Origin of the sequence: Halomonas sp. MCCC 1A11062 (assembly GCF_021404355.1) — a bacterium.
In the GTDB taxonomy this organism is placed as follows: domain Bacteria; phylum Pseudomonadota; class Gammaproteobacteria; order Pseudomonadales; family Halomonadaceae; genus Halomonas; species Halomonas aerodenitrificans.
In genome coordinates, this window is record NZ_JABFTW010000032.1 from 15,489 (window position 1) to 40,244 (window position 24,756).

The following is a 24,756-nucleotide window of genomic DNA, read 5'->3' on the forward strand; positions in this document are numbered from 1 at the left end:
CCGTATCGCCGCCCGCGAAAGCCACAGGATACGCCAGCCATGACACCGCCGCCCAGATCGAGAGCAGCTAATTGACAATGCGCGCAGGTATGATGTTTTCTATAAATATTCATACCCTACACGATACCGAGAGATCGTCATGCGCCCCTTTCGTGCCGCCCTGCCCCTGATGCTGGCGGCAAGCCTAGGCTTGTCTGCCGCTTTCACGCCTCTTCACAGCGTGGCTCAGGAACGCCTCAACTTCTCCTGGCCCTCCAACGTCGGCACCCTCAACCCCCACCTCTACTCCCCCAATCAGATGTTCGCCCAGGCGATGGTCTTTGAACCGCTGGTGCGCTACCAGGCCGACGGCCAGGTGGTGCCCTGGCTGGCGGAGTCCTGGGAGGTATCGGAAGATGGGCGCGCCTATACGTTCCATTTGCGCGAGGACGTGAGCTTCTCCAACGGCGAACCCTTCGACGCCGCGGCGGTAGTGGCCAACATCGAGGCAATACTCGCCAACCGCGAGCGCCACGCCTGGCTGGAGCTGGCCAATCAGATTCAGGGGGCCGAGGTGGTGAGCGAGCATGTCTTCCGACTCCAGCTCGGCGAGCCCTATTACCCGCTGCTGCAGGAGCTGGCCCTGCCGCGCCCTTTCCGCTTCATCGCGCCCTCTCAGTTCGTCGAAGGCGGCACCAAGGAAGGCATCGAGGCTCCCATCGGTACCGGCCCCTGGGTGCTGAGCGACACGCGGATGGGCGAGCGCGACCTGTTCGTGCGCAACGAGAGTTACTGGGGGGCCGCACCGGCGTTCGACGAGATCGACGTCAAGGTGATCGGCGATCCCAATACCCGCGCCATCGCCTTCGAGACCGGCGAGATCGACCTGATCTACGGTGCCGAAGGGCCGATTTCGCCGGATACCTTCGAGCGCTTCCGCGCCATGGGCATGTATACCGCCGAGCTTTCCGAGCCAATGCGCACCAACGCCCTGGCCCTGAACAGCAACCGCGGCCCCACCGCCGATCGCGCCGTGCGCCTGGCGATCAACCACGCCGTGGACAAGGACACCCTGATCGACAGCGTGCTCTACGGTACCCAGCGACGCGCCGACACCCTGTTCTCGCCCAACGTGCCCTACGCCGATATTGGCCTGGAGGCCTATGCCTTCGATCCGCAGCGGGCCAGCGAGCTGCTGGAAGAAGCGGGCTGGCAGCTGGCATCCGGCAGTCGCATTCGCCAGCGCAACGGCGAGGAGCTGATGATCGAACTGGTGTTCGTCGGCAATGACGCCGTGGCCAAGTCCATGTCCGAGGTCATTCAGGCCGACCTGGGCCGGGTCGGCATCGGCGTGCGCCTGATCGGCGAGGAGGAGAGCAGCGTCTACGCCCGCCAGCGCGACGGCCGCTTCGGCATGATCTTCAACCGGACCTGGGGCGCCCCCTACGACCCGCACGCCTTCGTCAGCGGCATGCGCGCGCCTTCCCACGCCGACTACCAGGCCCAGCTCGGCATGCCGGACAAGGAGACCCTGGACGAGCGCATTGGTGAGGTGCTGCTGACCACCGACGAGGCGCAACGCCAGGAGCGCTACGAGTGGATTCTGACCCGGCTGCACGACGAGGCGATCTACCTGCCGCTCACCTACATCACCGCCATCGGGGTGGCGCGGCCGGAGCTGGGGCCGATACCGTTCGGCGCCATGGCAAGCGAAGTGCCCTTCGACCAACTCCAGCCCGAGGCGCGCTAGGCCATGGCAGCCTTTATCCTGCGACGACTGCTACTGTTACCGCCGATGCTGCTGGCAGCGTCGCTGCTGATCTTCCTGCTGCTGCACCTGGGCCCCTCCGACCCGGCGATGGACTACCTGCGCCTTTCGCAGGTACCGCCTACCCCCCAGGCACTGGAGGAGACCCGACGCCTGCTGGGCCTCGACCAGCCACTGATGATGCAGTACCTGGATTGGCTGGGCGGTGCGCTGCGCCTGGACTTCGGTGTCTCCTACGCCACCCAGCGCCCGGTGCTGCCGGACCTTCTTCACTACTTGCCGGCCACCTTGCAACTGGCCGGGATCGCCCTGGTGCTGACCCTGGGCATCTCGATTCCGCTGGGCATGTGGGCGGCGCGCCACCGCAACAAGTTGCCCGACCAGGCCGTGCGCACGCTCGCCTTCGTCGGCGTGTCGATGCCCAATTTCTGGCTCGGCTTCCTGCTGGTGCTGCTGTTCTCGGTGCAGCTCGGCTGGCTGCCGCCGATGGGCCGCGGTAGCTGGGCCCACCTGGTGATGCCGGCCATTGCCATCTCGCTGATGTCGCTCTCCATTAACGCCCGGCTGCTGCGCGCCAGCATGCTGGAGGTGGCCCGTCAGCGCCACGTCACCTACGCCCGGCTGCGCGGGCTGCCGGAGCGCCGTGTGGAGCGCTCCCACGTGCTACGCAACGCCTTGCTGCCGATCATCACCGCCACCGGCATGCACATCGGCGAACTGATCGGCGGTACCCTGATCATCGAGACCATCTTCGGCTGGCCCGGGGTAGGGCGCTACGCGGTGTCGGCAATCTTCAACCGCGACTACCCGGTGATCCAGTGCTTCACCCTGCTGATGGTGACGATCTTCGTGCTGTGCAACCTGATCGTCGACATCGTCTACGCCTGGGCGGACCCACGCATTCGGCTCTCCGCCGAGGGGGTGGAGTGATGCTGCGCAGCGTGAGCGATTTCTGGCAGGACGCCGGCTGGCCGGTGCGCGGGGCCATGCTGATGCTGGTGGTGCTGATACTCGCCGCCACGCTGGGGCCCTGGCTTACTCCCCACGATCCCAACGCCGTGGACTTGGTGAATCGCCTGCAGAGCCCTTCGCTGAGCCACTGGCTGGGCACCGATCACCTGGGGCGCGACATCCTTTCGCGGCTGATCGCCGGGGCCGGCGTGTCTTTGGGCTCAGTGGCGGTGACCATGTCGCTGATGCTGCTGCTCGGCATCACGATAGGCGGCACCGCGGGCTTTCTCGGCGGCCGCACCGATCAGGTCATCATGCGCCTGACCGACATCTTCCTCACCTTTCCCACCCTGGTGCTGGCGCTGTTTCTGATCGGGATGCTCGGCACCGGCCTGGTCAACGTGATCGTCGCCATTGCCCTCTCCCACTGGGCCTGGTACGCGCGCATCGTGCGCAGCATCGTGCTCTCGCTCAAGCACCGCGACTTCATCCACGCCGCACGGCTGGCCGGGGTCAGCCGCTTGCGGCTGTTCACCCGCCACCTGCTGCCGGCGATTCTCTCGCCGCTGCTGGTGCTGGCGAGTCTCGACGTCGGCCACATCATGCTGCACGTCTCGGGGCTCTCCTTCCTCGGCCTGGGCGTGGCCGCACCGACGCCCGAATGGGGCGTGATGCTCTCCGACGCGCGCCAGTACGTCTGGACCGAGCCGCTGCTGCTGTTCTGGCCTGGACTGGCCCTGCTGCTGAGCGTGATGGCATTCAACCTGCTGGGGGATGCGGTGCGCGACCGTCTCGATCCCCACCTGCAACTGGAGCTCGGACATTGAGTGCGCTGAGAATCGACGCCATGCGCGTGGAGACCCACCGCCACGGGCGCATGCTGACGCTGGTGGACGGCGTCTCGCTGAGCCTCGCGCCTGGTGAGGTGCTGGCCCTGGTGGGCGCCAGCGGCTCGGGCAAGTCGCTGACCTGCGCGGCCAGCCTGGGCGTGCTGCCTCCCGGCACCGTGCAGACCGACGGCCGGGTGAGCCTTGGCGGCGAAGCCTTGCACTTCCCCGAGCTGCGCGGGCGACTGGTGGCGAGCATCCTGCAGAACCCGCGCAGCGCCTTCAATCCGGTGCGCAGCATGCGCGACCACGCCCGCGAGACCTTCAAGGCGTTGGGCGTACCCCGCTCGGCCTGGGAGAAGCGCATCGCCAAGGCCATGCAGGAGGCCGGGCTCGAGGACGCCCAGCGCGTGCTCGGGCTGCACCCCTTCGAGATGAGCGGCGGCATGCTGCAGCGGATGATGATCGCCCTGGCGCTGGCAAGCGAAGCGCCCTTCCTGTTCGCCGACGAGCCCACCACCGATCTCGACCTGATCGTTCAGCGCGAGATCCTCGAACTGCTGGAACGGCTCAAGCACGAGCGCGGCTTGGGTATTCTGCTGGTCACCCACGACATGGGCGTGGTGGCGCGGCTGGCGGATCGTGTGGCGGTAATGGAAGCGGGCCGCATCGTCGAGACCGGGCCGGTACAGACGATTTTCCATCGTCCCGCTCACGCCACCACCCGCGAGCTGGTGGCGGCCCATCTGGCCCTCTATGGGCTCACCAGCGCTGACAGCCCCCACCCCACGACGCTCGAGGTGACCCAATGAGCCTGTTGGCCGCGCGCGGCGTACATCACGGCTATCGCCGCTTCTCGCTGGTGGGTGCGGGCCGGGTGACGCCGGTACTGGAGAGCGTCGATCTCGACATCGCCCCCGGCGAGACCCTCGCCCTGCTGGGGCGCAGTGGCTGCGGCAAGAGCACCCTGAGCCGCCTACTGGTGGGGCTGGAGACGCCTACATCGGGAGAGGTGCGCTTCGAGGGTCGCCCTCTTCAGAACCTGGCCAAGACGCAATGGCAGGCGCTGCGACGCTCGGTGCAGATGGTCTTCCAGGACCCGCTCGGCGCGGTCAATCCACGCGCCAGGGTGGCAGAGATCATCGGTGAGCCCTTGGAACACCTGTGCGAACTCAAGGGCACGGCGCGCCGGGACCGGGTGGTCGAACTGCTGGAAGCGGTGGGTCTCGACGCCGGGGATGCCGACAAGTACCCCCAGCAGATGAGCGGCGGTCAGCTGCAGCGGGTGTGCATCGCCCGCGCCCTGGCACCACGGCCGAAACTGATCATCCTCGACGAGGCGGTCTCCAACCTCGACCTGCACCTGCAGATCCGCATGCTGTCGCTGTTCGAGCAGTTGCAGCGAGAACACGAGGTGGCCTATCTCTTCATCACCCACGACCTGCGGCTGGTAGAGCGATTCTGCTCGCGGGTAGTGGTGATGGAGGCGGGGCGCATCGTCGAGAACACCCCGGTTACCCGGCCGCTGCGGCTCACCACCCATGAGGGGCGCGCCCTCCAGGATGCCGTGCTTCCGGCGTTGCCAAGACAAATGCGAATCGCACACGAAAGCAATATCAAATAACTGAATTTCAAGGAAAAATTGACCAATCCAATCATTCTCCCTAGGATGGTTGCATTCGCACGACTCGCACCAGGGGAAGGACACGCATGAAAGGCAGTCAAGAGATCATCGATGCCCTGAACGGCCTGCTGGCGGCGGAACTCGCCGCCATGGACCAGTACTTCATCCACTCCGAGATGTATGCCGACTGGGGCCTCACCAAACTCTACGAGCGTATCGCCCACGAGTTCGACGATGAAAAAGGCCATGCCAAGCAGTTGATCGAACGCATCCTGTTCCTGGAAGGCAAGCCCGACATGCATACCCGCACCCCGGTACGTATCGGGCAGGACGTGGAGGAGATGCTCGCCAACGATCTCCAGCTCGAATACGAGGTGGGCGACGCCCTGAAGGAAGCCATGGCCCTGTGCGAGCGGGAGCGCGACTTCCAGACCCGCAACGTGCTGCTGGGGCTCCTGGCCGATACCGAAGAGGATCACGCCTACTGGTTGGAGCAACAGCTGCGACTGATCAAGATGCTGGGCAAGCCGAACTACCTGCTCTCGCAGATGTGAAGCACGGCCCGCCCCCGCTCGGTCAGCTCGAGCTGGCGGTGGGGCCATTCCCACTGGTTCTCACTGATGTCGAGAAGCGGCTCGGGCTCAGCGATGAGCGGCTGTAGCAGCCACCAGAACATCAGGTCGCCCAGATAGGGTAGCGGCTCGTACTCGCGCATGAGGTAGGAGAACGTCTTTCCCACCGGCAGCGGGCCGTGGTCGCGCACGATCTCGAGCGTCAGTCGTGCGGTCAGGCCGAGCCCGGTATCCGCGGCGGGTAGTTCCTGCAGGTGACGGGCCAGCGCGTGGCCCATCATCGGCAGTGCCGGCGTACCGCTGGCAACGAGCGCTTTCAGCGGCTCGGGGCCGTTTGCGGTCAACGCTTGCCACGCCTGAGCACCCAGCGCCAGCAGCGGCGCCTCCACGGGGCGGCGCTGCTGCCACAGCCAGGCCAGCAGGTCCGGAGCGAGCTGGCCGATACCGATGAAGCGTTCCACACCGGGCACCGACTCTACCGCCACCAGCTCGACCCGTGCCTTGGGCGGCTTCGCGTTCAATCGGTGAAGCAGGTAGGCCAGAATCAGTTGGTCGTAGCTATCGTGTTCGAACCACAGCACCAGGCGCTCATAGCGCTCGAGTTCGTCCAGCGCGGCGTAACTCTTGCGCAGCCGGGCCAGGGCATCGCGCTCGGTCATGCCGGAGATTTCTGCCAGGTAGCGTGCACGCAGCGTCATGAGGTCTTCTGGCGGCAGGTCGCGCAGCGGGCCGATGCAGAACGGATCGGAAAACTCGAGGAAATCGCCCCCGAAGCCAGCGGTGCGCAGACTGTGCTCGATATCCGTGCCGCAGCGAATGTGCAGCGTGGCCATGTCGCGGTCGCCGCGCTCGGCTAGCCTGCGCCGAGAAAAGTCGAGCGCCTCGATATGTGCCTTGAGCTTCGGCCAGCTGGGAAAACCACATTCGCGGGCGACGACGAACTGGGTATCGGCGAGCTGCAGCGGCGCTTCACGCGGCGGGATGTATTGCAGAATACGCGCCAGCGCAGCCGGCTCGTCGGTCCGGGCAGCCTTGAGCAGTTCCTTGGCACGCTTGCGCTGCTGTTCGAGATTGAAGCGGCCGTGCGACGTGGCGTCTGGCCGGGACAGAAAAGACATACGATTCCCTCCATGCGCCTGTGTCCGCCGGACAGGCCGGGAGTCGTATGGTATCGGCAATCTTAAGCGTTGGGCGCAGCCCTTTCCGCGGACGGGGACGCCTTGCGGCGTTACCCCTTAGCCTCGCGCGGCTGGGTGCGGGTGTCAACCCGGTCATGGCCCCGCATGGCGGGGCTTTTCTCTTTCGTTAGCTCGTCATGCGCCACCCGTGGCGCTGTAATTTTGACCGGTAGCGAAGCTGGACTCCTGCGAGGCGAGCAGGACGAATACCCCGGCGATTTCTACCGGTTGCCCCGGGCGGCCCATCAGGGAGTCCTCGCCAAAGGTGGCAACCACTTCCTGGGGTTGGCCACCGCTGGGCTGCAGCGGGGTCCAGAACGGCCCAGGCGAGATCGTATTGACGCGAACGCCCTGATCGGCGACCTGCTTGGAGAGCGTCTTGGTGAAGTTGACGATCGCCGCCTTGGTCATGTTGTACTCGAGCAGGATCTCAGGGGGATCTTCGGCCACCATGGAGGCGACGTTGATGATCGAAGCCCCTTCCTCCATGTGTGGCAGGGCCGACTTGGTGATCCAGAACATCGCGTAGAGGTTGGTCTTCATGGTGTCGTCGAAGATCTCGGTGCTGACGTCCATGATCGACTCCGCCCACTGCTGCCGGGCGGCGTTGTTGACCAGGATGTCGAGCCCACCGAGTCGTTCCACCGCGGTTTCCACCAGCTCACGGCAGAACGCCTCGTCGCGAATGTCGCCGGGTATGGCCACGGCGGTCCGCCCTTCCGCTTCGATCAGCTCGATCACCTCGCGGGCGTCGGGCTCCTCCACTTCCAGGTAGTTGATGGCCACATCGGCGCCTTCGCGGGCATAGGCGATGGCCGCGGCCCTGCCGATGCCGGAGTCGCCGCCGGTGATCAGCGCTTTGCGGCCTGCCAATCTGCCGCTGCCGTGGTAGCTCTCTTCGCCGTGATCGGGTCTTGGCTCCATTTCGCCGGCCAGGCCCGGCCACTCCTGGGGCTGTTCGGGAAACGGCGGCTGGGGGTACTGCTCCCGCGGGTCCTGCATCTGTGTGAGGGGGCTCTCTTCGGGGCTGCCCTGGGCCGAGGCCTGATTGCCGCCGTTCTGTTGAGCGAAAGCGGGGCCGGCAACGGCAGCGGCCATACCGGTGGCCAGGCCGCCGACGAACTTGCGACGTGCGGGGTCGTGAGGATGGTCGGATGACATGCGACTCTCCCTTCCCTGGGTGGGTGGCTGACTCCCTAATGAAGCTAGCCCGACTCCACGGCAATACAATGCCAGTCCGGTAAGCGTATGTTGCGTTCAGCAAACTCCTCGCTTGCCCCGCAGCGGCTTTGCTGGTGGGATACGCCGCAGCGCAACGACAGGAGAGAGACGTGCAGCCAGAAGACCTGGAAAAGCTGGTTACCCGGAAGATGCCATTCGGCAAGTACGAAGGCCGGCTGATCGCCGACCTGCCGGGGCCCTACCTCAACTGGTTCGCTCGCGAGGGCTTTCCGCCCGGCGAGATCGGGGAATTGCTGCACTTGATGCACGAGATCGACCACAACGGGCTGGGCGCCCTGCTCGACCCGCTGCGCCGTTCGTGAGCAGCTTTCGTCATGGTGCGGGTGGGCGCTCGGCAAGGGCTCGCCGGTACTCTTCACGATAGGCTTCGATATGTCGGGCCGGCTCCGCAGGCAAGCGCCCCAAGGCTACGGCCAGTTCGAAGAAACCCTGTGCCGGCAGGCCATCGCGCCGGCTGACCACCAGCGCGGCAATGAAGGGTCGACCGCACTCGGCATCTTCACGCATCAGTGTTTCGAGGGCCTGGGCCACACGCTGGATGGTCCTCGGCGGGGAAAGCCCCAGGGCTTCGGCGAGCCGCTGGTAGGTCATCGGCAGCGTGGCCGCCGGTGCCGCTTCAAGCAAACGGCGGACCTGGGCGGCGAGTAACTGAGCGTCGGTTGAGGAAGCCATCTGTCAGCGCTTGATGTCGCGATAAAAATTTTCGTGGGTACCCAGTGCCATCAGGGTCAGCACGATCGAGTCGCCATCGTAATGGTAGCCAAGTAGTGTCAGTTGCTTGGCCATCTTGAATTTGTAAACGCGCAGAAAACTCAGATCGCCTCTTTTCAGTTCACCGATCAGCGGGTTCTCGATCAGAGTACGCACGGTCTTGTCGAGATCGCGTTTCTGGTTGGCATGAAGCTTCTTGACCGCCTTGGTAAAGGTAGGCGTCTGAAGAACCTGCATTGCTTAGTCGAACTCGTAGGGTTCGAGCTTGCCGGCTTCGCGCTCGGCCTTGGCAATGATGGCCTGGCGCACGAATTCGTAAGGCAGATCGGGATTGTCTTCCATCATTTCGCCGATCTTGGCCCAGTGCTCGATCTGCTTGGGCGTGGAGCGATTCATCGCTTTGGCCATGATACTGGCCTTTTCGACCAGCTCATGATCCAGACGAACGCTTGAAGTACTCATCGTCGAGCTCTCCCTTGGTAACCTCAACTAAGCGAGGCAAAAAGCATCATTTGTGGCATTTTACCACAGATGATCTCTTCATGAGAGAGCCCTTCATGAGAGAGCCACACGTTCAGCGCACCGGCGAGCTGGTCGTCAGCAGCACGGCGGCCACCAGCACGATCATGACCATCAGGCAGGCTTCCACGGCAATGCTGCACCTCAGTTGGAGCGGCGCCTCGGGCTTGCCGCGCGCCACGGCGGGCACCAGCCACCAGCGGTTGGCCGCTCCCAGCAGCAGCAGCCCCATCACCAGCGTCAGCTTGACCGAGAGCAGCTGACCGTAAGCCGTGTCAAGCAGCGCCCCCGGCCTGCCACCCATCAGCCACATGGCCAGACTGCCGCCAGCGAGTAGCAACAGCGGCACCAGCAACAGGCCGAAGCGCCCGAAGCGCTGCAACTGCTCCGCCGATGCGCCCGACGAAACGCTGCCGGCCACGCGGTAAAGGGGCGGCAGCGCCGCAGCCCAGAAGGAGGCAAGACCCAGGTGCAGCATCAGCAGCACGCTCTGCCAAGGCGAGCCGCGAGTGTGGCCAACGCGGGAAAAGGCCAGCAGGATCAGCACGACGCCGAGCGCCCCGACAGCGTAGCGGACGATACGGGGCGCCCCTTGCCAGAGCGCAACGGGCAACAGTAACAGCCCTACCAGGGCCAGGCGCAGCCGCTCGCCCTGAGCGCTCTCGCCGACGATACCCAGCAGCACAGGGTTGAAGGCCGATGCCCAGTTACCGCCCCCCAGGTAGGCGGCCTGAAGCAGCCACAGTAGCAGCAGCATGACGATGCCGCAGCCAGCGGCCACACAGGTGCAGCGGTCAAGTACGGCGGCATCACGGGGCGGCTGGTCGGGAAAGGCAGCGCGGAACAGCAGCCCACCCATCGCCAGCAGTGCAGAAGCATAGAAGCCCGCCAACGCCAGCACTCGGCCGGCCGTCCAAGGGTCCAGGCCGATCGATGCCACCGTTTACTCCTGAATCGCGAAGCGATAGCCGCCCGACATGGTATGGCCATCCTCGGCGATGCCGCGCCAGACGACCTCGTAATCACCGGGCGCCAGGGTTTCGGCAGGCACTGCACCATGGGTTTCCGCCAGCGGACCGAGTGGGTCTTCGCCAAGCTCCACCGTCCCTTCAGGTCCCGTGACCTCGAACTGGGTGATGCGGATGGGCGAGTCGAAGCGTAGCTCCAGTCGCTCCGGCGCCTGCTCCAGGATCGCCCCGGCCTCGGGCTCGGTCGCGGTGATATGTGCATGCGCCCACAGCAGCGGGCTCACCAGCATCAGGGTACATCCGGCGGCAAGCGCCAATCGCTTGGCGTTACGCCGGGACTGGCCGAACGGCAGGGAAAGGGTCACGACACGCTTCATGTATTTCTCCTTTGCGATGATGGAATGCCCAATCGTGGAACGCCTCCGAGATGGGCTGGCGGCTTCCAGAATGCCGACGCCCCATCAGGACGGGTGCTTCTGTTGGTGGCCTCGACCCTGGCGCTTGTCGCCTTCATTTCCCTCGGGCTTCGCCGAGCCCTGGTGCGTCAGTCGCTGAGCTTGATCGAGCCGCGGGTGGTTGTCGAGGAATTCACGATGCGGGTCCGGCAGTGCGTCCAGCGCTTGCAGAGTGCAGCTCAGCACGTGGATAGCCGCCAGTACATCCTGGGTATTGCCGGTCTCGGAGATGGTGTGCATGTTGCGAATGGGGAAGCCGATGGAGGTGGCGGCACAGTCGATGGCGGCCAGCACGCCGGCCATACCGTCAGTGCCGGTATCGGCACCGACGATATCGCGCTGCATGGGAATGCCGTGCTCCCGGGCAGTGGTTTCGATGATGCGATTGAGCTGTTCGCTGGCAATCGCTCCCACCGCCATAGTGAAGCCCTTGCCCATCTCCAGCGGCTGCATGCGCCGATCGCCGATGCCGGGGGCGGCCACGTAATCGTGATTGACGTCGACCCCTATGATCACGTCGGGCTCCAGCTCGCCGGCCAGTACCCGGCTGCCGAAGCGGCCAATCTCTTCATAGCTGGCGATGGCGAACATGACACGTACCTTCTCCGTCCCGCCGGCCTCGGCTATCAGCCGCGCGACCTCGGCGGTGACGAAGCAGCCCAGGCCGTTGTCCAGGTATGCGCCGTAGAAGGTGTCGGGGCTGAAGCCGTGACGAATGGGGCGGTCGAAGATGATCGAGTCGCCGGGCCTCACGCCGAGATTGAGCACCTGCTGTTTCTTGTTCTCGCCGTGGATCTGCAGATCCAGATAGATCTGCTCTTTCTTGATGCCCTTGCGTCCCTCACGCTGAGCCGGGTCGGAGAAGTGGATGGCGCCCAGCGCCTCCACGGTGCCACCCTGGATGATGCGGTAGTGCCCGGGTTGCTCCGGATCCTCGCTGAACAGCTTTACCTCGTGGCCGATCAACACGTTGGGCAGGAAGGAGTCGGTGTTGATCCAGACCTTGCCGTCGTCGCCGATGCTGCGCACCTGCATGCGGATCTTGTCGGCGTGGCCGACGATCATCACCTTGAACAGCTCGTCGCGGCCCGGGTGGGTATCCCACACTACCCCGGCATGGCCCTTGAACTGGTGCAGGTGCCAGCTCTTGGGTGCAAAGCTCTCGAAGTGAGGCTCGAGCACGCCGTAGGTCATGGCGGCTTCCAGCCCCACGGGGCTTGGCGCATCCAGGATGCGCCGCATCAAGTCGAACTGCGCTTCCGGCATGGGCTCGGCCCAAGGCTTTTTGATTTCGCTCATCTCGTCTCATTTCCGATAGAAGGATCTCTTCAGGGTAGTCTGCCAAAAGCAGCGCAAATAAAAAGGCAAGGCTGCCAAGCCTTGCCTTCTTCGAGTCGTAACGCCAGACGGTACCCGTTGGAGCGCTGGCTGTGCCGACTCACTGACCCCAGGCGTCGCCCAAGGTCATGTCGCCTTCCACTTCGCTGTAGCGCTCTTCATCGTACTCTTGAGCGGACTCCTCGAGTTCGTCCTCGCCGTAGGGCTGACGGGTGACGAGCTGGTCGTCCTGGAGCTCCATTTCCGCCAGCGGCAGGGTAATGTCGCTACCGCCCATGCCCCACAGACCGCCCACGGTGATGACTACATGCAGATCGCCGGTGTCGTTGTCGCGAACCACACTCTGAACGTCACCGAGCTCCTCATCCTCCTGGTTCACCACGGTCATGCCTTCGATCTCGCTGACCTGCATGTCGCGCAAGGCGTCGTCCAGTTGATCGTCGGCCCCCATGGGATCGAGGTCGTCGCCTTGAGCCGTGTCGAGATCGTCGCCGGTGTCCATCTCGTCCGGCTCGTCCATCAGGGCGTCATCGTTCTGGGGATCCATGGTGGTCTGCTCTTCTCCCACCGCGGCGTCGCCGTTCAAGCCGTTGTCGTCCTCGGCGTTGTCCTGGGCCAGGGCGCCACCTGCCAGACCTGCTGAAATGGCACCGATAGCAATTGCCAGTAATGTCCTTTTCATAACACTCCCTCCTAGAGTCGACACAGGTAACCACCTCCTGAACATAGACGCTACGCCAGCCAACCCACAAAAATCTTCAGAAAAATTTGGTAACTGCGCGTAGCCGCTTCGTTTCGCTCGGCCTGGTAGGCGGATACTCTACACAAAGAGAGGCAAGGCCTTGATGGCCTTGCTTTTTTCTGCACGTCACAGCGGCTGCAGTGCTAGCGCTGCTCCATGGCTTCCGCCAGGGTCATGTCTCCATCCACTTCGCTGTAGCGATCCTCGTCATAGTCGGTGGCAAGGTCGTCGAGCTCGTCCTGGCCGATGATGTCCTGCAGCACCAGTTGCTCGCCTTCGAGGCGCATGTCGGCCAGCGGCAGGGCGACGTCGGAACCGCCGAAGATCCAGAAGCCACCCACCGAGAGGACGGCGTGAAGATCGCCGGCATCGTCGTGACGCAACACGTTTTCGACCTGACCCAGGGTCTCGCCCTCCATGTTGATCACGGTCATGCCTTCTACCTCACTCGCCTGCAAAGACGCGATGGACGGATCCAACTCGACTTCGCCCGGCCCCATCTCTTCGAAGCCCGCTTCCGGATCCTGCTGAGCGGCCTGACCGGCCTGCGCCGCATCCCCGTCTTCGGTCGCCTGTTCATCCTGCGCCGTGTCGGGCTCGTCGGTCGTGGCCTGGTCACCGGGATCGGCCTGGGTTTCGTCGTCACTTACATCCAGCTCCAGGTCGTCGTCCTCGGTAGCGGCTGCATCGCCGTTGGCATCGTCAGTGCCATTGGCGTCATCGTCACCGTTGGCTTCCTGGTCGTCATCCGCTGCCTCGGCATCGGCGGGTGCGTCGTCGTACAGCTCCTCGTAGTCCTCGGCGTCGTCACCTTCTTCAGGCAGATCGCCATCATCCGCCGTGACATCCGTCTCGGCGCCATTATCGTCCTGAGCGTTCTCGTTCTGTGCATTTTGGGGCTCGGCGGCCTGCTCCTCGCCCACGTTGCCGTTGTCATCGAGCTCGATGTCGTTTTCCTGCGCCAGGGTACCGCCGGCCAATCCGGCAGAAATGGCGCCGATGGCAATTGCCAGTAATGTCCTTTTCATCGTACGTCCTCCTTGGTAGGCCCCCACACCGTCAAGATATGCAACGAGTTCTCCATGGCTCCAGAAACGCAGCGCAACGAAACGTTGGGATTCGGCAACTTGCGTACGCTTCGGGCAAATTCTCTCGGCAAGCGCATTCGAACACCGGGCTCATTCCTTGAGTTCGAACCGGTATCCGCCTGCCGAGACCGTGCCGCTCGCTGCGGTGCCGCGCCAGACGATGCGATACTCACCCGGCACCATACGGCCCGCTGGCACGGCCCGGTGACGCTCAGCCAAGGTATCCTGGGTGGTGTCGCCGAGTTCGACCATGCCCTCGGGCCCGGATACTGCAAACAGCGTCAAGCGCAGCGGCTCGTCGAGCCGTATCGTCAGTTCCTCGGGCGCCCGCTCGAGCCTTGCGCCATCTTCGGGAAACGTCTCCACCATCTCGGCCTGCGCCCAGAGCGGCGGGGCTCCGCCGAGCAGGGTGGCAATAGCGATAAAACTCCCGATGCGCCTGATACTTCCGACGCAATAGGCCAAGCCTCTCATGTCTGCGGGTACACATAGCCGCTCCAGCCCTGCCCGGTGCCGAGATGCGTGGCCACGCCGACCACCTCGGGCCGATGCGTAGAGATGGCACTGCGCCCCTGCTGAGTCCCCAGGTGCGTGGCCACCATACGCTGAGGCGCTTCCTGGCGCGCCGGGATCCTCGTGCCGTCTGCCACCGACGAATCGGCCCAACGCTGCCCGCGTGAACCGGAGCGAAGCTGAGAGACGACCAACCACCCGAGACCGACACCGGTGACCAGCACCGGCAGCGGGTTCTCGCGTATCGAATGCTCCAGGTTGCGCAGAAAGCCCGCGCCGGCCCCATCACTGCGAGGCAGGTGGCGCTTGACGCTGCGCTTGATGCGAGGCGGAGATAAACGACTCTCCAGCTCGTGCAGAGTGTCGTCCAGATGAGCGCGGGAGCGACGAATCTCCTCTTCCAGTTCGTCGGCCCGGTGTCGATGATAACGGCTCATGGCATGCCTCCTTGGCGTCACCGTTTCACTGTCTTCCCTTGTCCTTCAAGCTGGCTCCGAAGCGAGCAGGCGTCAAGTCGAGCTCGATGCCTGCCCATCCTTGCCGTTCTCGTTGCGTCGCAACCCCAGGTAGAGCCCGGCACACATTAGCAGCAGGATCACCACGAAAGGCAGCCCCGAGATGGTCGCCACCGCCTGCAGCGCCTCCAGCCCGCCTGCGGTGAGCAGAACGGCTGCCACCACACCTTCCAGGATGGCCCAGAACACCCTTGTTGTCCTGGGTGGGTGGGGGTCGCCGCCGGAGGTGATGATGTCGATGATCAGGGAGCCGGAATCCGACGAGGTGATGAAGAAGATCGCCACCGTGGCAATCATCAGGGTCATGCTGGTGGTGACGACCCACTCGGGCAGTTGGAAGTGGTCGAGGAACAGGAAGAACGCCAGCTCGGGCTCGTCCTCGACGATGTCGACCAGCCCGGCCGCCTCGAACAGCTCGCGATAGAGCGCCGAGCCGCCCATCACCGTGAGCCACAGCACCGAGGTGAGCGTGGGCACCAGCAGCACGCCGAGCAAATACTGGCGCAAAGTGCGACCACGCGAAACGCGGGCGATGAACAGGCCGACGAAGGGCGACCAGGAGATCCACCAGGCGAAGTAGAACAGGGTCCACTCGTTCTGCCAGCTCTCGGCATCGGGCGGATTGAAGGCCTCGGTGAAGGTGCCCCGACTGGGAATCTCGTTGATGTAGTTGCCAAAGCTCTGCAGCATCGAGTTGAGAATGAACTGGGTGGGGCCGAACAACAGCACATAGACCACCAGGGCGGCGCCGATGAGCATCGCCAGCTTCGACAGCTGCTGAATGCCCTTGGCCAGGCCGGAGAGCACCGATAACAGCGCTACCGTGGTGATGCCGGCGATCAGTGCGATTTGCACGCCGATGTTGTCGGGTATGCCATAGGCGTGCCCCAGCCCGGTGTTGATCTGGCGCACGCCCAGGCCCAGCGACACGGCCACGCCGATCAGCGTACCGGTAGCGGCCATGGCATCGATACCGTTGCCGATCGGACCTTCCACGCGCTTGCTGCCCAGCAACGGCATGAACGCCGAGCGAATGGTCAACGGCAGGCCTCGATTGAAGCAGAAGTAGCACAGCGACAAACCCACCAGACCGTACATCGACCAGCCATGCAGTCCCCAGTGGAAATAGCTGTGCACCAGCGCGTCGCTCGCCGCCTGCTCGGTTTCGGCCTCGCCGAAGGGTGGGTCGGCGAAGAAGGTGACCGGCTCGGCCACGCCGTAGAACAGCAGGCCCACCCCGGTACCGGCGGCGAACAGCATCGAGAACCAGCCCCAGGTGGAGAACTCGGGGCGTTCGTCCTCGCCGCCGAGCCTGACGTTGCCGTAGCGGCTGAAAATCAGATAGAGCGCCAGGATCAGAAAGGCGTTCATCGCCAGCAGGTAGAACCAGCCGAGATTTTCGGAGATGGCGTCCTGTACCGCCCCGGCACCGGCCTCGAGACGTTCTGGCATGGCGACCCCGAAGGCCACCAGGGTCAGGATGAGCGTGGCAGAGGTGAGGAAAACGGCGCGATGTACGGGCACGCCGAGCAAGTTGTGACGCTTGGAACTTCCGTAGCGGTCGGAATCGGAGCGAGTCGGCATATCCCTTGCCTCCTGCGAAGCGCGCTTGCACGCGCCAAATACGTGGCTTCCATGCGCTGCTTTGGCATGAACCTTAAGCAAACGATAGCAGCCGTGAGCGGCAGGGAGGTTGCGAAATGCAAACCGACTTACGGCAACTCCCGGCCCGAGAGGATATGCTGAAGGCATCGATTCCTGGCTAGTCGAGCATCGTCATGTCCGACCTGAAATCTCGACGCCGCCCGCGCGGCGGCCGATGGTTGCCCCGCCTTGCCTGGTTCAGTCTGCTGGTGCTGCTGCTGGCCGCCCTGCTGCTGGCCGGCGCCGGGCCGGCCTATCGCCTGGAGCTGCTGCCCCTGGGCAGCGCCTTCGACATGCTGCGCCGTGGCGTCTATCTATCCGCTGGCGCCGCAACCCTGGGGCTGCTGACACTGATCGCGGCGACCTTCTGCCGGCGCCTGCAGCCGGCGCTGATCGGCGGAATGGTAGTGGTCGCCACCGCCGCCATGCTTGCCGTACCCTGGCAGCACTGGCAGCGTGCCCAGACGGCCCCGCCGATACACGACATCACCACCGATACCGAGAACCCACCCGCCTTCGAAACCTTGGCGGCAGCCCGCGAGGCCGCCCCCAACGCCGTGGAGTACCCGGGCGAGTCGGTGGCCCGCCAGCAGCGTGAGGCCTACCCCGACATCCAGCCGATGATCCTCGACGCACCGCTCAATTTGGCACGGGACGTCGCCGAAGCCGCAGCGCTGGACATGGGCTGGCAGTTGGCGCACAACTCCCTGACCCGCATCGAAGCCACCGATACCACCACCTGGTTCGGCTTCACAGACGATATCGTCATCCGCCTCAGCGAAGACGACGACGGCGTGCGCCTCGACGTTCGCTCGGCCTCCCGCCTGGGACGTAGCGACGTAGGCGCCAATGCGGCACGCATCCGCGCCTACTTCGAGGCCGTCGAGCGCCGCCTCGACTGAGTTCGAAAGCCGCCCCGCAACGAGCGCGGAGCGGCCCTTGGGCAAGCGCGATCAGTTCGCTGGTGGCAGTGCCTCGATGGTGCGTAACGCCTCGTCGACGATACCCTGGCGCTTGGGCAGGTCGGCCATGCGATTGGGAGTTTCCATGTTGAGAGCGAAGAACACCGGGCCGTTGGGGCGCTCCACCCAGCCTACCCACCAGCCGAGCTGGCCGCTCCAGCCAGTCTTGCCGCGCACTATCCAGTCGCTGCCGGCAGCGGTGATCATCAGATCCTTGACCAGACGCTGGTCGGCCTCATCAAAGGGCAGCTCGTTCCGGTAGAGACGCTCGAGGAATTCGATCTGCTCCGCGGCGGAAATTTCCAGCATGCCTCCATTGAGCCAGAAGTTCTCCAGATCGTCACCGATCTCGGCATTGCCATAGTCGACGGCTTCCAGATAGTGGCGTTCACGCTCCTCGCCTATTTCGCGGGCGAACTGCTGGTAGAGCCATACTACTGAGCTACGCATGCCCGAACGCAGGTCCTGATCGGCATTCCACTGGGGAATGCTGCGCTCGACGCCGTCCCAGGCAAAGACCTGGAACTCATCCTCCGCCGCGCCGACATCCAGAGCGAACAGAGTGTGGGGAATCTTGAACGTGGAAGCCGGCACGAAACGCTCCCTGGCCCGCTCGCCGTCGTGTACCAGCGTCGTGGTGCTACCGTCGCGCTTGTCGACCACCAACAGGGTGCCGCTGGCTTCGTTGGCACGGAATATCTCGCTCCAGTCGCTGCGCTCCTGCCAGGCATCGGCCAGCGCGCCGGCCGGCACCAGCGCAAAAGCTAGCGCGCCCGCCATGAATGTTTTGAGGGCTTTTTTCTTGCTGATCATGGTTCCGTCCGCTTGTCGTAGGGTTCTCTTGGGGAAGTCGACGCGTCGCAACGCAGAGTAGCGGTCGGCTGGCGAGAGGTTCAAACCATGATATCTTGCACGAGCCATAAACTGAGCTTGGGCATATGACGAGACCTTACCTGCCGCTCAACGCCCTGCGCGCCTTCGAGGCGGCGGCACGCCATCTGAGCTTCACCCACGCCGCCGACGAACTGAACGTGACCCAGGCAGCCGTGAGTCATCAGGTCAAGCTATTAGAAGAACGCCTGGGAGTGGCACTCTTCAAGCGCTTGCCGCGGGGATTGATGATCACCGCCGAGGGCGAAGCCCTGCTGCCGGTGATGCGGGAGTCCTTCGACCGCATGGCGGACATGCTGGAGCGGCTCGAAGGCGGCAGGGTACGCGATATTCTCCATGTCGGTGCGGTAGGTACCTTTGCGGTGGGCTGGCTGCTGCCACGCCTGGCGCGCTTCCAGGCCCGGCACCCGCTGATCGAAGTTCGAATCTCGACCCATAACAATCGGGTGGACATGACCAGTGAAGGACTGGACTATGCCATTCGCTTCGGCGATGGGGCCTGGCACGGGCTCGAGGCTCAGCGGCTCTTCGATGCCCCCCACTCTGCTTTATGTACGCCGCGCCTGGCGGAAGCGCTCAGGGCGCCGTCGGACCTGTTCCGCCAGACCCTGCTGCGCTCTTATCGCGAGAGCGAATGGAGCCACTGGTTCGCCGCCGCGGGCATCTCCCGCCCGCCCGCGCGACCCTGTGGCATCACCTTCGACTCGTCGCTGGCCATGATGGAAGCCGCCGTACAGGGGGTGGGGGTGGCCCTCGCGCCACCGCGCATGTTTGCCCGCCAGCTGAGCAGCAACCAGGTCGTGCAGCCCTTCGACATTCATGCCGCGCTAGGCAGCTATTGGCTGACGCGCCTCAAGTCACGCAAGCCCAGCGCGGCCATGGCGAATTTCGCCAACTGGCTGTTCGAAGAGGTACGCTTGGCCTACGGCAGCGAGGTCTAGCCTACGTTGCAGCTCCCCCACCAATCACCGCAGGAAGCCGACATGCTGCGACTCTCCAATAGCGTGGAACTGGCCGACCACGAGATCGAGCTCAGCCAGATACGCGCCCAAGGCGCAGGCGGCCAGAACGTCAACAAGGTGGCCTCCGCAGTGCATCTGCGCTTCGACATTCCTGCTTCCAGCCTGCCGCCCTTCTACAAGGAGCGGCTGCTGGCGCTCTCCGACAGCCGTATCACCAAGGAGGGCGTGGTGGTAATCAAGGCGCAGAGCTTTCGCACCTTCGAGCAGAACCGCGAAGACGCCCTGGAGCGGCTCAAGGCGCTGATCCAGGAAGCGGTGAAGACGCGCAAGGCGCGCAAACCGACCAAGCCGAGCCGCGCCTCGAAGCAGAAGCGCATGGACAAGAAGACGAAGAAGGGGCAGACCAAGGCGCTGCGCGGCAAGCCGAAACTCTAGGGAACAAATGGCTGCTAACCTTTAGCCTAAACGCCGTGCAAGGAGCCACCATGCCGTCGAGAAGAGTCTCGCGCCCGCTGAGCCCCGGGCTGGAGCGCCTGCACCTGATCTGGGACCTGCTGATCATCGTGCTGGTGGTGGTCAACCTGGCGTTGCTGCTGTTCGATGCGCTGTTCCTGCTCAGCCCGCTCAACGCTGCCTTTGCCGCCGTCGCCCCGGGGCTGCACGGCGCCTACGACCGGCATATCCACGAGAATTTCGTCGAGATCGATCTGATCTTCGTCGCCATCTTCGTGCTCGACGTGCTGCTTGGCTGGGCGGTGGCCATTGCCGAGCGACGCTACCACCGTTGGTTCTTCTACCCGTTCGTGCACTGGTACGACGTGCTGGGCTGCATCCCGGTGGGCGGCTTCCGCCTGTTGCGCATCCTGCGCGTGATCTCGCTGCTGGCCCGTCTGCACCGACTGGGGTTGATCGACGTGCGCCGCTGGCGGCTCTACGCCGTTTACACCAAGTACTACGAAATCTTCTTCGAGGAGCTCTCCGACCGCGTGGCGATCCGCCTACTGGGCAACATGCAGGAGCAGATCCGCTCCAACGATTCGCTCTCCACGCGGGTCGTCGACCAGGTGGTGATGCCGCGCAAGCAACAGCTGATTCACGAGCTCACACGCAGACTGGAAGAGATGACCGGCAACGCCTACGCGCGCAACCGCGACGATACGATGCGCTACGTCAGCTCGCTGGTGAGCCGTACGGTGGCGGAGAGTCAGGAAGTGAGGCGCCTGCGACGCCTGCCGATGGGCGATCTCGTCGCCCGCAGCATGGAGGCGAGCATGAGCGATCTGGCCTGTCGTCTGGTGCATGAGGCCATGGAAGGGCTGCGCTCGCCGGAGTTCACCGCCTTGGTGGAACGCATGGCTGACAGCGGCTTCGACACCTGGCTGCAGGTCGACGAGCACACCGATCGGGTGACCGAACAGGTGCTCGTCGACATGCTCGAACTGGTCAAGGAGCAGATCGCCGTGAAACAGTGGCGACGCCGCTACGACTGATGCCGGCTGGCCAGGATATGGTGCACCCCACCGCAATCCACCATCGGGTCATCGCAGTTGACCACGATCTCCGAGCGCGCCAGCACGTAGCTCTTGCCGGTGATGGTGTTCTCCACCACTTGGTGACCGCCACCGGCCTCACGCGCTTCGACGAACTGGCCGATGAAGCCGGTCTCGCGCAGCGAGACGGTTTCCAGCCGGTCGCCGGGCTTGATGGTGCCCTCGTGATGCATCAGCGCCAGCCGCGCCGATGTGCCGGTACCGGTGGTGCTGCGACAGATCACCCCGGGATGCACGTAGGTCGCCGAGCGCGAGCGGTAGAAGTCGTCGGCGATCTGCTCCACCGGCCCCATGAAGTGCAGAAACGGCAATGGACCGACGTCGCCCAGGGTGTAGTGGGAGAAGCCGCTGCGCGCCTGGATCGCCTCGACGATGCGGTGGGCGCATTCGGCCAGCGCCCGCTCTTCCTCCCGCTTGAGCGAGAAGCCGAGTTCGGCTGCATCCACCAGAGCGTAGAAGCCTCCGCTGTAGGCGATGCTGTAGGTCACGTCGCCCACCTCGGGCACGTGGATGGTGGCCCGGTGGGTGTCGATGTAACTCGGCAAACCGCCGCAGGTGATCGCCTCCACCACGCCGTTCTCGACCCGCGCCTCGATCTGCACCAGCCCGGCGGGGGACTCCAGCGTGAAGTGCTGGATGCCCTCGCGCTTGGGAATCAGCCCGGTTTCGAGCAGCGCCGTGGCGGTACAGATAGTGTTGGAGCCGGAATAGATGGGGTAGCCCATCACCTCCATGATGATGTAGCCCATTTGCGCCCGCGGGTCGCAGGCGGGCACGATCAGGTCCACCGACATCTCGGGGATGCCGTAGGGCTCACCGAGCAGCAGCTTGCGCAGGCCGTCGGCATCGTTCTCCAGGTACTCCATCTGCTGGCGCACGGTGTCGCCGGGCAGCGGATCGATGCCGCCGATCACGATCCGGCTGACGTCGCCGCCGGCATGGGTGTCGAGCAGTTGCAGGGTCAGTTCGTGGCTCATGCCTTTTCCTCGAGCGCAAAGGGAGCGCCATGCTCGGCCCACTGGGCGTCGGGCACGACAACGATCTTGCCCAGGTAGTTGCTGCCGCGGTTGACGAAGTAGCGCTCCGCCTCATGCAGCTCGGAGAGCTTGAAGGCAGCGTGCAGCACCGGCTTGAGCTCACCCGTGCGAATCCACTCGACCAACTGCTCGGCCTCCTCGCGGGTACCGTGGGAGACGCCGAAGATCTGCACCTGGTAGAGGTAGATCCGCGTCCACATGATCTCGCTGAGGTTGCCGCCGCTGGCCCCGGCGATGGAGAGCCGCGGGTAGGTGGTGCGCGCCTTCATGTCGCCGATCATGGTGTCGATGAACAGATCGGTCATCTCGCCGCCGACCAGGTCCATCACCGCGTCGATGGGCGCCCCGCCGGTGGCCTCGAGCACGCGCTCGACGAAGGTGGAGAGATCGCCGCGGTCGATCACCGCCTCGGCGCCCAGCGCCAGGAGCGCCTCGGCCTTGTCGGGCTGACTCACGGCATAGGGAATCGCGCCGACGATGCGGCACATCTGGATCAGCGCGGCACCCACGCCGCCGCTGGCCCCGCTGACCAGCACCCGCTCCCCTGCCGCGACACGAGCCGAGGTCATCATGTGGTAGCCGGTCTGGTAGGAGCACATGCCCATGGCCGCCAGCTCGGCGTCGGCGAGTTCCGGGTTTGGCACGTGATGGAACTGATCCGACGGCACGGCGATGTACTCGGCGTAGCCGCCGTCGGCGCCGTGGCCGTAGTAGTCCGGCGTCAGGTTGATGTCGCGACGCTCGTCGGCATAGAGATTGAAGTCGAGCAGGCCGCGCTCGCCGATGCGCGAGGCATCGACACCCTCGCCCACCGCCACCACGCGGCCGGCCACGTCGGCGCCCTGGATACGTGGGAAGGTCAGGGTCGGCTCGCCGCCCATGGCGAAGGAGGTCACCTCGCCCTTGTCCTTGGTCGGGTAGAGCCCTTCCCGGGCCTTGCGGTCGGTGTTGTTCTTGGCCGTGGCGGTGACCTGCACCAGCACCGCCCCCGGCCCGGGACGCGGCGTGGCGACGTCACTGCGATACACCAGCTTGTCGATATCGCCGTGGCCGGTCAGGACCATGGCGTGCATGGTGGCTGGAATGGTCGAGCGGTTCTCCATGGGCACGAGGGTCCTCCTGTCAGCGTGATGAGAGCGTTCGGTCTCGACAGCCGGGCGTCTACCCGCCACCCCTCGGTTTTCCCGATTCAAGGCAATGACATGCCGAACAGCCAGCGCATGAAGCGCCGACCGCGTGTCATCGAGCAGGGGAAACGAATGAGGTGGGGCAGCCTGTTCGGCGTGTCGATATGGGGCAGATTGAATCATGCCCTGCCCCGCACTGCATACCGCTGAACCCGTGGATTTTTTTCTGTTTTGAGCGGTACCGAGTGGGGGTTCTTTCTTCACCTGGGTAACGGGCCCAAGCGACTCCACCTATGCTAAGGCGAGCGGAACAATAGCTCGCTATCCTTACGCTCAAGGAGTGACCTCAGGTGAAGGAGACACCGATGAACTACTGGCTGATCGTCAACAAGGCCGCCGGCGATGGCCGCCAGGGCGAGTCGTACTGGCGGGGCTATCTTCAGGCGGCGGGTATCGAGGAACTGCACGTCCGCGGGCTCAGCGAAACCGAGTGGGAGCAGGAGGTGGCCCCCGGCGACCGCGTGCTGGTGGCCGGAGGCGATGGCTCGGTAAACCGAGTAGTACCGGTTTGCATCGAACGAGAGGCCACTCTGGGCGTGCTGCCCTCCGGTACGGCCAACGATTTCGCCCGCAACCTGGGGTTGCCTGACGACCCGCTGGAGCTGTGCAGGCTGATGGCCTCGCAGCAGAGCCTGGAGGTCGATGTCGCCTGGCTCAACGGCACGGCCTTCCTCAATGTCGCGCACATCGGCCTTGGCACGCTGCCTTCCCGCACGGCCTCCCAGGAGCAGAAGCGCCACCTGGGCCGGTTCAGCTACCTGCTGACGCTGGCGCAGCGACTCGGCATGCAGCGCGGCATCCATGGCCGCATCGAGTGCGACGATCGCACCGTCGAGGGGCCGTGGCTCACCATTGCCATTGCCTCGGGTGCCTATTTCGGCGGCGGGCATGAGATAGCCGAGGCCAGTATCGACGATGGCATGCTGAACGTAGTGGCGGTTCGGCACCACTCATGGCTGCGCGTGCTGCTGGCTTTCCTTGCCACCAAGCTGCTGAGACAGACGCCCCGCTCGAATGAAACCGTGGTCTATTTCCAATCTCCCCAGTGCCATATTCAGCTACGCCATGACCACACGGTCACGGCCGATGGCGAAAATTTGGGGCGCATGGCCAACATTTCGGCCTTCACGCGCCCCGGTGTCCTCAAGGTGATGGGCAACCGCCTGGTCTCGGGCCGACCGGAAGCCGCCCCCGCCGTTCATTACACACCCAACGATGCCTCACCCATGGCACGCCCGAGCCCCAAGTCGTTCTGACGCAGGCCGGCGTAGCTCGCTAGGCTTTGTACGAAAAGTCGGCGAGCGATGGCCAGACAAGGCAAAAATCGGCGAAAAGACGGAGTTTACGGGGTGTAAATGAGTGCTTTGAGCCGATTTTTAACGCCGTATGGGCGAGCGCAGACAGTTTTCGTGCAGAGCCTTGTGTCTCTCCGGGCTTGTTGATTAGCTACCAGCAGGCCTTGGCATCAGGGTGAGCATCCGCAGAGCCTGAGGCGCTACAGCCTGGGACTTAGATTATGCCCCCTGATGCCTA

28 protein-coding genes are annotated in these 24,756 nt (G+C 64.4%); 12 read left to right on the forward strand and 16 right to left on the reverse strand.

Going from position 1 to position 24,756, the window contains the following annotated elements:
• Positions 1-139 precede the first annotated feature (139 nt).
• The 6 genes from nikA to bfr all read left to right on the forward strand — a co-directional run bounded on the left by nikA (position 140) and on the right by bfr (position 5,703).
• Positions 140-1,729 carry a nickel ABC transporter substrate-binding protein gene (nikA, locus tag HOP58_RS21100; RefSeq protein ID WP_234261557.1) on the forward strand — a complete coding sequence of 530 codons (1,590 nt, stop codon included), beginning with the start codon at positions 140-142 and terminating at the stop codon, positions 1,727-1,729.
• Between the two features lie 3 nt (positions 1,730-1,732).
• Positions 1,733-2,677: a nickel ABC transporter permease subunit NikB gene (gene nikB / locus HOP58_RS21105; protein ID WP_234261559.1), complete on the forward strand. Its 945-nt coding sequence runs from the start codon at positions 1,733-1,735 to the stop codon at positions 2,675-2,677.
• A complete protein-coding gene (gene nikC / locus HOP58_RS21110; protein ID WP_234261561.1) occupies positions 2,677-3,525 on the forward strand; it encodes a nickel ABC transporter permease subunit NikC in 849 nt (282 codons plus the stop codon). Before nikB ends, nikC begins: the two co-directional genes overlap by 1 nt.
• Entirely contained in the window at positions 3,522-4,337 is an 816-nt protein-coding gene (locus HOP58_RS21115; protein ID WP_346657491.1) for a nickel import ATP-binding protein NikD, read from the forward strand. Before nikC ends, HOP58_RS21115 begins: the two co-directional genes overlap by 4 nt.
• Positions 4,334-5,149, forward strand: a complete 816-nt coding sequence (nikE, locus tag HOP58_RS21120) for a nickel import ATP-binding protein NikE (protein ID WP_234261564.1) — start codon at positions 4,334-4,336, stop codon at positions 5,147-5,149. Before HOP58_RS21115 ends, nikE begins: the two co-directional genes overlap by 4 nt.
• A gap of 86 nt (positions 5,150-5,235) precedes the next feature.
• Entirely contained in the window at positions 5,236-5,703 is a 468-nt protein-coding gene (gene bfr, locus HOP58_RS21125; protein ID WP_010626731.1) for a bacterioferritin, read from the forward strand.
• Here the strand turns inward: bfr and HOP58_RS21130 are convergent.
• The gene (locus HOP58_RS21130) at positions 5,682-6,839 is read right to left on the reverse strand and encodes a DUF1835 domain-containing protein (protein WP_234261565.1); all 1,158 of its coding nucleotides are present in this window, start codon (positions 6,837-6,839) and stop codon (positions 5,682-5,684) included. The genes bfr and HOP58_RS21130 overlap by 22 nt on opposite strands.
• Before the next feature lie 195 nt (positions 6,840-7,034).
• On the reverse strand, positions 7,035-8,060 hold the full coding sequence (locus tag HOP58_RS21135; RefSeq protein ID WP_276574772.1) for an SDR family oxidoreductase: 1,026 nt from the start codon (positions 8,058-8,060) through the stop codon (positions 7,035-7,037).
• Positions 8,061-8,230: 170 nt separating this feature from the next.
• Here HOP58_RS21135 and HOP58_RS21140 point away from each other — a divergent pair, with 170 nt between their 5' ends.
• The gene (locus tag HOP58_RS21140; RefSeq protein WP_234261567.1) at positions 8,231-8,443 is read left to right on the forward strand and encodes a DUF3820 family protein; all 213 of its coding nucleotides are present in this window, start codon (positions 8,231-8,233) and stop codon (positions 8,441-8,443) included.
• A 10-nt stretch (positions 8,444-8,453) separates the two neighbouring features.
• Here HOP58_RS21140 and HOP58_RS21145 read toward each other — a convergent pair whose 3' ends face one another.
• From HOP58_RS21145 to HOP58_RS21195, 11 genes are all read right to left on the reverse strand, one after another.
• Entirely contained in the window at positions 8,454-8,813 is a 360-nt protein-coding gene (locus HOP58_RS21145; protein WP_234261568.1) for a hypothetical protein, read from the reverse strand.
• A 3-nt stretch (positions 8,814-8,816) separates the two neighbouring features.
• Complete coding sequence (locus HOP58_RS21150; protein ID WP_010626726.1) at positions 8,817-9,089, reverse strand: type II toxin-antitoxin system RelE/ParE family toxin; 273 nt, start codon at positions 9,087-9,089, stop codon at positions 8,817-8,819.
• 3 nt (positions 9,090-9,092) lie between these two features.
• On the reverse strand, positions 9,093-9,314 hold the full coding sequence (locus HOP58_RS21155) for a hypothetical protein (protein WP_010626725.1): 222 nt from the start codon (positions 9,312-9,314) through the stop codon (positions 9,093-9,095).
• Positions 9,315-9,426: 112 nt separating this feature from the next.
• A complete protein-coding gene (locus tag HOP58_RS23300) occupies positions 9,427-10,311 on the reverse strand; it encodes a CopD family protein (protein WP_234261570.1) in 885 nt (294 codons plus the stop codon).
• 3 nt (positions 10,312-10,314) lie between these two features.
• Complete coding sequence (locus HOP58_RS21165) at positions 10,315-10,716, reverse strand: copper resistance CopC family protein (RefSeq protein ID WP_234261573.1); 402 nt, start codon at positions 10,714-10,716, stop codon at positions 10,315-10,317.
• A gap of 84 nt (positions 10,717-10,800) precedes the next feature.
• On the reverse strand, positions 10,801-12,093 hold the full coding sequence (locus HOP58_RS21170; RefSeq protein WP_234261575.1) for a M20/M25/M40 family metallo-hydrolase: 1,293 nt from the start codon (positions 12,091-12,093) through the stop codon (positions 10,801-10,803).
• Between the two features lie 139 nt (positions 12,094-12,232).
• Positions 12,233-12,814, reverse strand: a complete 582-nt coding sequence (locus HOP58_RS21175; protein ID WP_234261576.1) for a PRC-barrel domain-containing protein — start codon at positions 12,812-12,814, stop codon at positions 12,233-12,235.
• Between the two features lie 203 nt (positions 12,815-13,017).
• Entirely contained in the window at positions 13,018-13,902 is an 885-nt protein-coding gene (locus HOP58_RS21180) for a PRC-barrel domain-containing protein (RefSeq protein WP_234261577.1), read from the reverse strand.
• 150 nt (positions 13,903-14,052) lie between these two features.
• Complete coding sequence (locus HOP58_RS21185; protein WP_158409639.1) at positions 14,053-14,427, reverse strand: copper resistance CopC family protein; 375 nt, start codon at positions 14,425-14,427, stop codon at positions 14,053-14,055.
• A 5-nt stretch (positions 14,428-14,432) separates the two neighbouring features.
• On the reverse strand, positions 14,433-14,912 hold the full coding sequence (locus HOP58_RS21190) for a DUF3618 domain-containing protein (RefSeq protein ID WP_234261578.1): 480 nt from the start codon (positions 14,910-14,912) through the stop codon (positions 14,433-14,435).
• 72 nt (positions 14,913-14,984) lie between these two features.
• On the reverse strand, positions 14,985-16,574 hold the full coding sequence (locus HOP58_RS21195; protein ID WP_234254307.1) for a BCCT family transporter: 1,590 nt from the start codon (positions 16,572-16,574) through the stop codon (positions 14,985-14,987).
• 194 nt (positions 16,575-16,768) lie between these two features.
• Between HOP58_RS21195 and HOP58_RS21200 the strand changes: the two genes are divergently transcribed.
• A complete protein-coding gene (locus HOP58_RS21200) occupies positions 16,769-17,536 on the forward strand; it encodes a DUF1499 domain-containing protein (protein WP_234261579.1) in 768 nt (255 codons plus the stop codon).
• 51 nt (positions 17,537-17,587) lie between these two features.
• On the opposite strand, the gene blaOXA is transcribed toward HOP58_RS21200, so the two are convergent.
• A complete protein-coding gene (gene blaOXA, locus HOP58_RS21205; protein ID WP_267963547.1) occupies positions 17,588-18,376 on the reverse strand; it encodes a class D beta-lactamase in 789 nt (262 codons plus the stop codon).
• 158 nt (positions 18,377-18,534) lie between these two features.
• Between blaOXA and HOP58_RS21210 the strand changes: the two genes are divergently transcribed.
• The 3 genes from HOP58_RS21210 to HOP58_RS21220 are packed head-to-tail and all read left to right on the forward strand — an operon-like array spanning position 18,535 to position 20,939.
• Complete coding sequence (locus HOP58_RS21210; RefSeq protein ID WP_234254305.1) at positions 18,535-19,428, forward strand: LysR family transcriptional regulator; 894 nt, start codon at positions 18,535-18,537, stop codon at positions 19,426-19,428.
• Positions 19,429-19,470: 42 nt separating this feature from the next.
• Positions 19,471-19,884 (forward strand): alternative ribosome rescue aminoacyl-tRNA hydrolase ArfB, encoded by a 414-nt coding sequence (arfB, locus tag HOP58_RS21215; protein WP_010626713.1) that lies wholly within the window; start codon positions 19,471-19,473, stop codon positions 19,882-19,884.
• A gap of 50 nt (positions 19,885-19,934) precedes the next feature.
• Complete coding sequence (locus HOP58_RS21220) at positions 19,935-20,939, forward strand: ion transporter (RefSeq protein WP_234261580.1); 1,005 nt, start codon at positions 19,935-19,937, stop codon at positions 20,937-20,939.
• Here HOP58_RS21220 and HOP58_RS21225 read toward each other — a convergent pair.
• Together HOP58_RS21225 and HOP58_RS21230 are read right to left on the reverse strand one after the other, a co-directional pair.
• The gene (locus HOP58_RS21225; RefSeq protein ID WP_234261581.1) at positions 20,930-21,976 is read right to left on the reverse strand and encodes a proline racemase family protein; all 1,047 of its coding nucleotides are present in this window, start codon (positions 21,974-21,976) and stop codon (positions 20,930-20,932) included. The genes HOP58_RS21220 and HOP58_RS21225 overlap by 10 nt on opposite strands.
• A complete protein-coding gene (locus HOP58_RS21230; RefSeq protein WP_234261586.1) occupies positions 21,973-23,139 on the reverse strand; it encodes a zinc-binding dehydrogenase in 1,167 nt (388 codons plus the stop codon). Before HOP58_RS21230 ends, HOP58_RS21225 begins: the two co-directional genes overlap by 4 nt.
• A gap of 389 nt (positions 23,140-23,528) precedes the next feature.
• Here HOP58_RS21230 and HOP58_RS21235 point away from each other — a divergent pair, with 389 nt between their 5' ends.
• Positions 23,529-24,479 carry a YegS/Rv2252/BmrU family lipid kinase gene (locus HOP58_RS21235; RefSeq protein WP_234261582.1) on the forward strand — a complete coding sequence of 317 codons (951 nt, stop codon included), beginning with the start codon at positions 23,529-23,531 and terminating at the stop codon, positions 24,477-24,479.
• Positions 24,480-24,756: the final 277 nt, after the last annotated feature.